The following is a 10786-nucleotide window of genomic DNA, read 5'->3' on the forward strand; positions in this document are numbered from 1 at the left end:
CTCCCTTTTCATCAACATTTATTTTAGTACTATATAGTACTAGTTATACTCAAAAAAAGAGCTTCGTTTACCGAAGCATCTGACAAAATGTACGTGCTGATTGTTCAATAATTCCTATATCACGTGCAGTCTCCGCGAGTACAAGTGAACCTTCCAAAGCTGCAATAAATAATGCAGCCGCTGGCCCCGGCTCAATCCCCTTGCGGAATTCCCCACGATCCATCCCTTGCTGCACCAGCTTTTCCATTATGGGCTGCAGCTCACGGAAGAAACGGGCTATGCTTTCCTTTACCTCGGGTGCGCTGGCTGGTGTCTGCATGTACAGTGTAATAAAGGGACAGCTTCCTTTATAATCGCGCCCTTCCATGCCTGCGGAGAGTAACGCTATAAACGAATAAATCCGCTCCGTCACCTCTCGTTCCCGCTGACTAAGCAGCAGGTATAGCTCTGATTCATACTGAGCAATCCAGTATTGTACCACGGCCTGGAGCAATTCTTCCTTGTTTTTAAAATGGTAATAGATATTCGATTTGGATACCCCGCTAGCCCGCACGACCTCATCCATGCTGACATAGCTGTATCCCTGACGCAAAAATAACTGAGCGGCTACTTCCACTGCCTTGGTCCGATTGACCGGATTGGAACTCTTGGATTTTAAAGATCCGGAGATTGATTTTTCATTTGTCATATTTAGAACTATACAGTACTAATTAAACAAATACAAGTTTTGCCGTTAACAAAAGATGGTCTTTGCCCGAAATTTGTCGCACTTGTCCACATTTGGAACGTTGTACACACAGGATATCCACATATAGTATTAACCCTGTGTTAAATATGTCAATGAGGGGCTAGATATGATCGGGTTATCCACATTTCTGAAGCATTTTTTTATTGTATTCTTCCGATCCGCGATCGTGGAGTGCCAAAACTAAAAAAAAGGCCAACCAGAATGGAATTCTGGCTGACCTATTGGAGTGGGCTACTTATCCAAATCATTTTGCGAAATGACTTCAAGCCTGTGGATACTAGTATGTGGATAACGATTCAAGGTTGTTATCCCTCATACTTTACTTATACGGATAAGTGATCCGTGTTCGTTTACTTTTTCAGACTATCCCAGTTTTGTTGCAACGCATCAAGCAGGGCTTTTTTGTCCGATTTGCCTGCCACATACGCTTGAATCGTGCTGCCAAATTCTTGTGGAACACCTTCAGGGAAACGGTTGAAGTTCCAGCTTAACGTTTTATTTTCCTGACTGTATTTCATAATATCAGTTGCGAGGTCACCCAGATCCTCTTCGGATGCCTGAATCGAGCTGAACGCAGGGATAAACTTGAATTCTTTGGTCATGTATTGTTTACCGATATCCGATGTCACGAGCCATTCCAGGAACTCTTTCGCTTCCGGTTTCACTTGCGAATTCTTGTTCACAACCCAGTAGTTCGGTACGCCAACAAACAATTTGTCATTCGGTTCATTCGTAATTGGCATTGGCAGAATGCCGAGATTCAGATCAGGGTCGATTCCATCAATCTGTACCTGAGTCCAGTTCCCTTGCTGCATCATCGCCGCTTCTCCACTTGCAAACAGAGTCACTTGTGTATTGTAATCAGTTGTCAGTGGGTTTTTGTTGCTGTATTTCAGCGTCAAGTCGAGCATGTTCATCCAATCTGTGAACACTTGGTTACCAGGGATTTTCTCTGTGCCTTCGTTAAGGCCTTGGATAAATTTCACCGGATCTGCCTGATTCGCAAATGCCACGTTTACGTTATGATTGCCGAGTACCCACCATTCCTGATATCCATTGGAGAACGGGGTAATACCTGCGGCTTGAAGTTTCTGTGCAGCCTGATCCAATTGTTCCAATGTGGTTGGAATTTCAGTGATGCCTGCTTTTTGGAAAAGGTCTTTGTTATAAATGAAGCCATAACCTTCCAGCGCCAGCGGTTGTCCATACAGTTTGCCGTCTTTGGTCATCGGCTCTTTGGCAACATCAAGCACATCTTTTACCCATGCCTCACCTGACAGGTCTTCCAGGTATTCGAGCCATGTGTCCAGTTCACGATATCCACCAACGTTGAAAATGTCCGGTTGTTCGCCTGAAGCGAACTTGGCTTTCAGTGCAGCGCCATAGTCACTGCCGCCGCCCACGGTCTGGATGTCCAGCTTGATGCCTGGATGGGAGGACTCATATTCCGCCTTGAGACGGTTAAGCGCTTCCGCAATTTCGACTTTGAATTGAAAGATTTTAATGGTTTTCTCTCCGGCAGCAGCCTCTCCGCCACTTTGAGCGTCTGTGTTGACAGGACTTCCACTCTTATCTCCGTTGCCACAACCTGCGAGCATTACGGAAAAAGCAATTAGCATAAGCAACGTCAACTTGGTCATTCTTTTCATACATACACTCTCCCTATAGTAGTTTCAGTATAACAGCTTGTTGGCTTTATGCAGCCACCGGGGAACAACAGCGACCGAAAGCGCACATGATCCCGGAGCGGCCCGCTCTTGCATACCTCTTTGCCTTACCATTTTCCTTTACATCTTTTCTTACTTGCTCTTCCCTTTTTGAACTTTTTGCACTTGTTCATTTCTCTTCAGGAGTCAGGCCCATGCTATCTGGGCATGACTCCCTTTGCACACCTCCGTGCGAGGTCGGAGCGGAGGGATCATGATGCGCTGGAGGAGCGAAGCGCTCGCTTTGATACTCGGTGGCTTCCTTGCCTTAATTCATTCAGGCCACCGAGGAGCAACAGCGACCGAAAGCGCACATGATCCCGGAGCCGCACAACCCCCTCGCACTTACCCTTTAACTGATCCGGCGGTAATCCCCTGAATGATGTATTTCTGCATCAGCAGGAAGAAGATGATAATTGGCATGATGCCAAGCACCAGTGCAGGCAGGGCTAGATCCCATTGCTTCGTATATTGTCCGAAGAGCGCAAAGGTCGCAATCGGAATGGTACGCAAATTGGAGCTTTGCAGAATCAGGGATGGCAGCAGATAGTCATTCCAGATCCAAAGTGTATTCAGGATAATGACGGTAACATACATCGGCTTCATGAGCGGGAATACAATCCGGAAGAACACGCCGTAAGCGGAGCTTCCATCCACTCGTGCCGCTTCCTCAATTTCGAGCGGAACCGATTTGACGAATCCGTGGAACAGGAAGATGGACATCGGTGCGCCAAAACCGAGATAACAGATGATGAGCCCGAACAGACTGTCGATCAGTCCAAGATTACTGGTTACAGTAACGAGTGGAATCATGATAGACTGAAACGGAATCACCATGGCGGCAATGAACATGCCGAACAAAATCCGGTTGAACCGGGTATCGCTGCGTACCATTCGGTAGGCGGCCATGGAGCTGATCAACACCAGCAGCAGATTGCTGACTACGGTGACGATGAGCGAGTTCATCAGCGCTGACGGGAATTTGATTTTCTCCCAGGCATTCGCATAGTTGCCCCATTGGAACACTTCCGGCCATGCGGCCGAATTGGTAAGCAGGTCACCGAATGTTTTGACCGAATTGACAAACAGGAAGTAAAACGGAACCAGGAACATTAAACCAATGAGTATCATAACAATCTCGGTTACAATGGTACTGAAACGATAATTTTTTGACGTATCCATCTATGCCTCCACCTCCTTGCTCTTCGTCACACGCACCTGAATCATGGTGATAATGGCAACGATTACGAAGAACACAAGTGCTTTGGCTGTACCGATGCCGTACCGATTGTTAACAAAAGCCTCATTGTAAATATTCAGTGCTACCGACTCTGTTGATCCAAACGGTCCGCCTTTGGTAAGCGACAGATTGAGATCGAACATTTTGAATGACCAGGAGATGGCAAGGAACAGACAGATCGTGACTCCCGGCATAATGAGTGGGAAAATAATGCTGCGCAGTACCTGCCAGCGGCTGGCACCATCAATTTCAGCAGCTTCCAGCAGATCGGGTGATACGTTGGTCAAGGACGAGATGTAGATGACCATCAGATAACCTGCAGTCTGCCAGACAAATACAATGACGATACCCCAGAAGGCGGTCGGTTCATCTCCCAGCCATGGGAGGTTGAAGAAGGACCATCCGGTTACGTCGCCCACTGCTGAAAACCCTTTCACAAATATGAACTGCCAGATAAAGCCGAGCAACAATCCACCGATCACGTTAGGCATAAAAAAGATCGTGCGCAGAAAGTTTCTCGTCTTGAGCGGTTTGGTCAGGAAATACGCCAGGAAAAAACCGATCACATTGGTCAAGATTACACCTACCAAGGTGAAGCGTACCGTAAACCAAAACGCAGATAGAAACTTGGGATCATTCGAGAAAATTTGCTTGAAATTGTCGAATCCTACCCAATGAATGTTCGCTGACACCCCGTTCCAGTCGGTAAAGGAATACACCATGCCAAGCAGGAAAGGGACCACGATAATGAGAATAAAAAAGACGATGGAGGGACCCACGAACACAAGCTGCTGTAACAGCTGTGAAGATTTGCGATGCTTCATATCGTTCTCCCCTTCTATAGATGGATGAAATTGGTCTCTTGTTCTATTAAACCCCAATCTCGTTCAGGGAAACACCGACCCTGGTGAACAGTTGGGTGTAAAATATTGTCCTTTCTTAACCTGCAACCAGAAGGGGTGTCACGATGTCAAAATACTACAGTATTCGCACCAAGCTAATTGCTTTTATGCTCATTGCCACAACGATTCCGCTGCTGGCATCCATCAGCATGACGTTCATCCAGACCAAGACCGCCCTGCGCGAGCAGGCCGTCGCCGAGAACAAACGCCTGATCTTTCAGGCGTCCACCAATCTCAACAATTACGTGGATAACGTGGCAAGAGCATCGCTGGCTGTGTACAATGATCCGAATTTTCTGCGGAATCTGGCGAAAATCCCCGGCGACTATCGCGCAGTTGCCGAGGTATACACCACCCTGCAGACGATACGCTCGGCTGTGCCCGATGTATTCCAGCTATATCTGCACTCCTTTACTGCCAATCAATCGACATTGATTGCAAATCCTTTCCCGAAGCGGGAAGAGCGCAAACAGGCCTACTCCGACACGCTTCATGGAAAATCGGACAATAAAAGTCCGGATATCTGGGTCGAATCAGCGCATCTTAGTCATTCCTACGGCTTTAAGGCGGCGTCAGCAGATGACCCTCCAAGAACAGTGATCACCCTCCACCGTGTGATCAAGGATGTGCCTTCGACCGAACGCTTGGGTGCGCTCGCCATCGATTTGAACATGGATACCATTGCCGAAATTTGCAGCAGATTGTATGATCCGGCAAAGGAACAGATCTATGTCATCGACAATCAGAACCAGATTATTTACGAAGGAAAGTCGGAAGTTAGTGGAACGGAAGCATTACGACAGGAGGCGGCGACTGAACTCAATTTGGCACGTTCCGACAAAGGGACAGTACAGACCGCGTCAGGGCATTTTGAACAAGATCATTCGATGTATGTGTACCAGCAGTTAGGCAGTCCATTTGCCAACTGGACCATTGTGAAACAGATTCCGAATGAAACGTTGTACGCAAGTGCCACCACATTAACGTGGAATAACGCCATGATCGCCCTTGCCGCGCTGTTATTGGTCATTGTGGCAACCCTGTTCATCTCGATCCGCATCACCGGACCCCTGAAGCAATTAATGCGTTATATGAATCAGATTCAGGCAGGACGCCTGCATGTGGATATCCGGTTAACGAGTCGGGATGAAATCGGTGTGCTGTCTCGTCATTTCCGGGATATGATGGATACGGTGAACAATTTGATTTTGCGGGAATATCGCCTGGAAATTGCGAATAAAACGAATCAGCTTAAAGCGCTGCAAGCCCAGATTCATCCCCATTTTTTGTATAATACATTGCAATCCATCGGTACTTTGGCGCTTCAACAGCAAGGACAGCGGGTGTATGTGCTGCTCTCTTCCCTATCCAAAATGCTGCGCTACAGCATGCGGGACCAGACTCGGGTCACTTTGCACGAAGAAGCCGAGCATGCACGGCTCTATCTGGAACTTCAAAAAGAGCGGTTCGGTGACCGCCTGGAGGTCGAACTGGATTTTGCCGAAAATACCTTGCGTGCCGAAATGCCAAGAATGACCTTACAACCTTTAATTGAGAATTACTTCAAGCATGGGACCGATGTTCAACCTGGCAAAGGCAGGATACGCATATCCAGTCACCGAACGACTGACAACTGGATTCAGATTCATCTGGAAAATAACGGACCGTGTATCCCGGAAGAGAAGTTGTCCGAGATCCAGCGTAGCTTGCGTCTGGCATCCACATCCTCCGATTCCTCTCAGGAAATGGACGAGACCGAGTCGATCGGACTACGTAACGTGATGCGCAGACTCCAACTGAACTCACCTCCGGGATACAATGCGACGCTTACGATCAGCAATCTGGAACCGAATGGTGTGGAGATTATAGTCAAACTATACGCGGGAGAGTGAACAACATGAAAGCCTTGATTGTCGATGATGAAAAACACGTCCGCGATGCAATTAAGCTGCTTGGTCAATGGGAAGCCGCAGGAATTGATACCTTGTATGAAGCGGCAGATGGTCACGAAGCGGTCGCTGCCATCACGGCCCATCAACCGCAAATTGTACTCAGCGATATGCGAATGCCTGGCAAGGATGGTATGGCTCTGCTTGAATGGATATCTGTTCATGCCCCGCATAGCAAGGTACTGGTTATCAGCGGTTATGATGACTTTGAACTGGTCAGACATGCGATTCGATATGGTGGTACGGACTACCTGCTCAAGCCAGTAGAAGCAGACGAACTGAATTCATCTTTGTTTAGGGCAGTCGATGCCTGGAAAGAAGCCGATGCCGTTCGGATGCAGTCCACAAGACAATCCATGGTGGTCAATCAGATGCGTCCGCATTATCATGACAGACTGCTCACTGAGCTTGTCGTTGGACGTGGAAGCAACAATACCCAATTCCAGCGGCTGCGGGATGAATTAAATCTGCCCAAGCAGATCGACAGTTGCAGTGTAGCTGTCACCAGCCTTTCCCATCTCGATGCTCAATGTTTGGCAAAATATCGCAGCCAGCCTGATCTGCTCGTATTCTCCGTGCTGAATATCTGTGCAGAGATGTTATCCCCACCTGCCGAAGGTGTCGTGTTCCGCCAGCTTGAGCAACCGGATGAGATCGTTCTCCTGTACTGGGGTCAGTGTTCATCCCTGCAAACCATTCTCGAAAAAGTGAATGATGGTCTGGAGCAGACCATCCAGCGCCGCCTTCATTTTGGAATATCCAGCTGTGAATTTCACCCTACCGGAACCTCGGGAGCATATCAGGAAGCAAGCTTGCGGTTATGGCGACGCAATGCTTTGCAAATGAAGCGGTGTATTCACGATACATTGGAGTCCTCCATCGGAAACAAGGGGCTGCGGTTATCCGCCTTTGAGGAGTCCTTACGACTCGCATCCATGAGCGGGCGCGCTACCAGCGTGTCCAATGCGGTTGCAGAGTGGTTGGAACCCATCACCCGGCTCGATATAGTAACAGCGGAGCAGATACAGCAATGGGTGGATGAAATGGAATGGATGATTGGCCGCTGGCTCGACGATGCCGCAGGCGCCCCACCGAAGGAGGAAGATGAAGCGATAGAAGAACAACCGATTCCATTCGCCGAGTTACCTTTGGATCGTGAAGGACTGTTATCGCTGCCCTTGCTTCGCTCCCTGCTGGAACAGCGGCTGCTCGCAGCCGGAAAGGCCCTCACTGCACATCATCACGCCACACCGGACCCGATGAGTGAGATTGCGCGTTATATGGACGCCCATTATCAGGAGGACCTGTCTCTGCAGCAGATTGCTGCACGGTTCTACCTGAGTCGCGAATATATTTCACGTAAATTCAAGCAGCAGTTTGGGCTAAACTGGTCAGAGTACTTGGGCAAGCTGCGAATCAATAACGCCAAGCTGCTGTTACAGAACCCTTTCCTGCGAATTGCAAAGATCTCGGAGATGGTCGGCTATCAGGACGAGAAGTATTTCAGCAAAGTGTTCAAAAAAATGGAGGGCATCACACCGGGGGAGTACCGCAAAACGTTGTCTGACGGAAATGCTTAATGAGTCTCCGGAAATGTGAAAATTCACTAAATAAAACGTGCGCTATTCGTTGAACTGTAAAAGGGGCATCCCGTCATGTTATGACTCTGGGATGGCTCCTTTTCCTTTTCTAAGGGATCAGCGATCCCGCAGTATGACGGAAGGAACAATACGAATGTAGATCAACTCACCCGCCAATTCCACAATCGTCTGGGTTACAATTACAGCGGCAGCAATTGTGGCCCACTCTGGGGGCAGTGCTAGCGCCAATGGCAGAACGACGAGCGAATTTCGGGTCCCTGCACTGAAAATAACAACCCTGCCTGCGCCTGTATCCAATCGGAATAGAGCCGCAACGATTCGTGACAGGAAGGGCATAACGATCAGAAAAATAATATAGATGGGCAGAACATCCACAATTACAGCAAAATCATTGTAAACCTTCCCGATCTGCGATGCGACAACGACAATCAATGCCAGAGCCATCATGGGTACAGGCAGCCAAGCGGTCGCGTTCATTACCCGTTCTCCTCCGGCTTTGCCTCGAGTCACGACTTGCGTAAGAATAGCCAACAGTAACGGTATTACGATCAGGAACAGAAAAGCCTCCACGAAAGGCCCCACCTGCATGACCTGTGCTGCCTCCTTCCCAATGAACAACCACAAATATACCGGTAATAAAACCATTTGTATAACAAACAGGATTGGCGTTGCTGCCAGCATCAATTTCTCATTGCCCCGGCCCAGCTGTGTAAAAACAATGACGTAATCAATGCAGGGGGTAAGCAGCACCAGATAAACGCCTATGAGTACGGCAGGAGGTTGCGGAAATGCCAGGGTTAACAACCACACAACAACAGGTACAATGATAAAATTAGCGACCAGCAAAGCACCAATAAATCGCAGGTTGGACCAGGATTCTTTTAGCTGTAAAAAAGGAATCTGTGCAAACATGCTATATAGCAAAATGGCAAGCACAGGGGAAACCGTATAATGCAGCGCTGTTCCCCATTCAGAGGTACCCAGCCCAATCGCCGCTCCTACGAACAGGGCAGCGATATAAAACCACGTTTGCTGCTTCTCCATCGTTTCTCTTGTAAACAACCTTCTTCCTCTCCCTCTGAGAAATTAGCATTATGCCATAACATCAAAGTAATAATCGTACGTTTATAGTGAGTTGTAGTGAGTTGTAGTATATGTTATTGTCATATTAGAGAGCAGTTCTGGGTAATATGAAAATATCCGCAATGCGCTAACATTGCGGATATCCAGACAAAAGACCGATGGGTGACCACGGCGCGAATTTCAAATGCATGAAAAACCACCGAATTAAGGGGCCAACCTATCGTCGGTGGTTTTTCTTGTTCTTACGTGTCTTCTTTACGCTGAATAAAGTTCTCACGCCAGCACAAATACTGACGATCTTTAATAAAGCGTCCAGAATCTTCACGATCAAATCAAGGGACACGGCTCCACCTCCTTTCGGAGCAGCTTCGCCGTGTCTTCCCACCGATTACATTTGTCCTAAATTTGAGTATAGCAGATCGCTGTGAACGAATATAGATAAACCTACCAGCTAAAATTAATAAGAAAGAAGTCCTTGGGATTTGAACATATTTCTGCGTCAACCAGCGTACATTGAGACGTAGCAAAGAGAATAAGAGAGCGGCAAACCGCAGGATAGCCCGACCACGATCCTGTGAATTTTTTGCGGCTTCTTATTAGAATGCAAAAGAACTGGGTAATTCATTGTAGACTGACCCGTGGTTCATTCATTTTTGTTAAACCAAGGAGGAAACACAATGTCACGTAACAATCCATACAAGTGGTTAAACGCGATTGGGTTTATCGCTGTTATCGTCGTAAACTACCTTTCCAACGCACTGCCGATCGGAGGCAGGACCAACAAGGAAGTTTCGGATATGTACCCTGTATTGCTTACCCCTTCGGGCTATGCTTTCTCCATATGGGGACTGATCTATCTGCTGCTCGCAGGCTTTGTCATCTATCAATTCGTTCCCTCTTCGTGGAAAAGGGACTCCATTACCCGTCTCGGTTACTGGTTTCTAGCAAGCTGTGCCTTTAATGTAGCGTGGATCTTTGCTTTTCAAAATCTCAAAATCGGCCTCGCATTAATCGTCATAATTCTGCTGCTGCTATCCCTGATCATGTTGTATGTAAAGACACGTGCAATCACCCTTCCCACAACTGCCGAAATCTGGCTTGTGAAGCTGCCGTTCAGCATATATCTTGGGTGGGTTAGTGTGGCAACCATTATCAATGCGGCTGTACTATTATATAAAGTCGGCTGGGATGGCTTCGGACTCAATGAACCCACCTGGACTATCATTATGTTAATTGTAGGTCTAGTGCTGGCTGTACTGGTGAGCTTTCCTTACCGGGATAGTGTGTACCCACTTGTCTTTACATGGGCATACATTGCCATCGCACTCAAACAAAAAGACGTTACTTCCGTATATTATACGGCAATTATCATTGCGATCGTACTGGCCATTTATGCGGTATGGCTGTTCTTCGCCCGTAATCAGGATCGGGATTAATCCCGATCTGTTTATATAAAAAAAGCCGATTCTAGTCAGGTGTGTGGTATTATCCCCTTTAAGTAGACACTTGAAAAAACCTTCATGTTATCATGAGGGTTCAAGTGACACTTGGAGGGGA

Annotated in this window: 8 protein-coding genes; 3 read left to right on the top strand and 5 right to left on the bottom strand. The window is 47.6% G+C overall.

The features are described 5' to 3' along the window. Positions 1–67: 67 nt before the first annotated feature. The 4 genes from QP794_RS32650 to QP794_RS32665 form a co-directional block, all read right to left on the bottom strand. Positions 68–688 (bottom strand): TetR/AcrR family transcriptional regulator, encoded by a 621-nt coding sequence (locus tag QP794_RS32650; protein WP_024632170.1) that lies wholly within the window; start codon positions 686–688, stop codon positions 68–70. A gap of 410 nt (positions 689–1098) precedes the next feature. Then, entirely contained in the window at positions 1099–2397 is a 1299-nt protein-coding gene (locus QP794_RS32655) for an ABC transporter substrate-binding protein (protein WP_079348791.1), read from the bottom strand. A 402-nt stretch (positions 2398–2799) separates the two neighbouring features. Beyond that, a complete protein-coding gene (locus tag QP794_RS32660) occupies positions 2800–3636 on the bottom strand; it encodes a carbohydrate ABC transporter permease (protein WP_024632173.1) in 837 nt (278 codons plus the stop codon). Continuing rightward, complete coding sequence (locus tag QP794_RS32665; protein ID WP_024632174.1) at positions 3637–4518, bottom strand: carbohydrate ABC transporter permease; 882 nt, start codon at positions 4516–4518, stop codon at positions 3637–3639. Positions 4519–4661: 143 nt separating this feature from the next. Between QP794_RS32665 and QP794_RS32670 the strand changes: the two genes are divergently transcribed. Together QP794_RS32670 and QP794_RS32675 are read left to right on the top strand one after the other, a co-directional pair. Then, complete coding sequence (locus QP794_RS32670) at positions 4662–6488, top strand: cache domain-containing sensor histidine kinase (protein WP_285080791.1); 1827 nt, start codon at positions 4662–4664, stop codon at positions 6486–6488. Positions 6489–6493: 5 nt separating this feature from the next. Further along, positions 6494–8125 carry a response regulator gene (locus QP794_RS32675; protein ID WP_285080792.1) on the top strand — a complete coding sequence of 544 codons (1632 nt, stop codon included), beginning with the start codon at positions 6494–6496 and terminating at the stop codon, positions 8123–8125. A gap of 117 nt (positions 8126–8242) precedes the next feature. On the opposite strand, the gene QP794_RS32680 is transcribed toward QP794_RS32675, so the two are convergent. Next, positions 8243–9190 carry an arsenic resistance protein gene (locus tag QP794_RS32680; RefSeq protein WP_285080796.1) on the bottom strand — a complete coding sequence of 316 codons (948 nt, stop codon included), beginning with the start codon at positions 9188–9190 and terminating at the stop codon, positions 8243–8245. Between the two features lie 716 nt (positions 9191–9906). Here QP794_RS32680 and QP794_RS32685 point away from each other — a divergent pair. Next, entirely contained in the window at positions 9907–10665 is a 759-nt protein-coding gene (locus QP794_RS32685) for a tryptophan-rich sensory protein (protein WP_285080793.1), read from the top strand. Positions 10666–10786 lie beyond the last annotated feature (121 nt).

The sequence above is a fragment of the Paenibacillus sp. UMB7766-LJ446 genome, from assembly GCF_030226665.1.
Lineage (GTDB): Bacteria > Bacillota > Bacilli > Paenibacillales > Paenibacillaceae > Paenibacillus > Paenibacillus vandeheii.

Bases quoted from the DNA above. Each gene is read 5' to 3' on its own strand.
- QP794_RS32660 (WP_024632173.1), bottom strand. From the start codon at position 3,636: ATGGATACGTCAAAAAATTATCGTTTCAGTACCATTGTAACCGAGATT.
- QP794_RS32655 (WP_079348791.1), bottom strand. From the start codon at position 2,397: ATGAAAAGAATGACCAAGTTGACGTTGCTTATGCTAATTGCTTTTTCC.
- QP794_RS32685 (WP_285080793.1), top strand. From the start codon at position 9,907: ATGTCACGTAACAATCCATACAAGTGGTTAAACGCGATTGGGTTTATC.
- QP794_RS32665 (WP_024632174.1), bottom strand. From the start codon at position 4,518: ATGAAGCATCGCAAATCTTCACAGCTGTTACAGCAGCTTGTGTTCGTG.
- QP794_RS32670 (WP_285080791.1), top strand. From the start codon at position 4,662: ATGTCAAAATACTACAGTATTCGCACCAAGCTAATTGCTTTTATGCTC.
- QP794_RS32650 (WP_024632170.1), bottom strand. From the start codon at position 688: ATGACAAATGAAAAATCAATCTCCGGATCTTTAAAATCCAAGAGTTCC.
- QP794_RS32675 (WP_285080792.1), top strand. From the start codon at position 6,494: ATGAAAGCCTTGATTGTCGATGATGAAAAACACGTCCGCGATGCAATT.
- QP794_RS32680 (WP_285080796.1), bottom strand. From the start codon at position 9,190: ATGGAGAAGCAGCAAACGTGGTTTTATATCGCTGCCCTGTTCGTAGGA.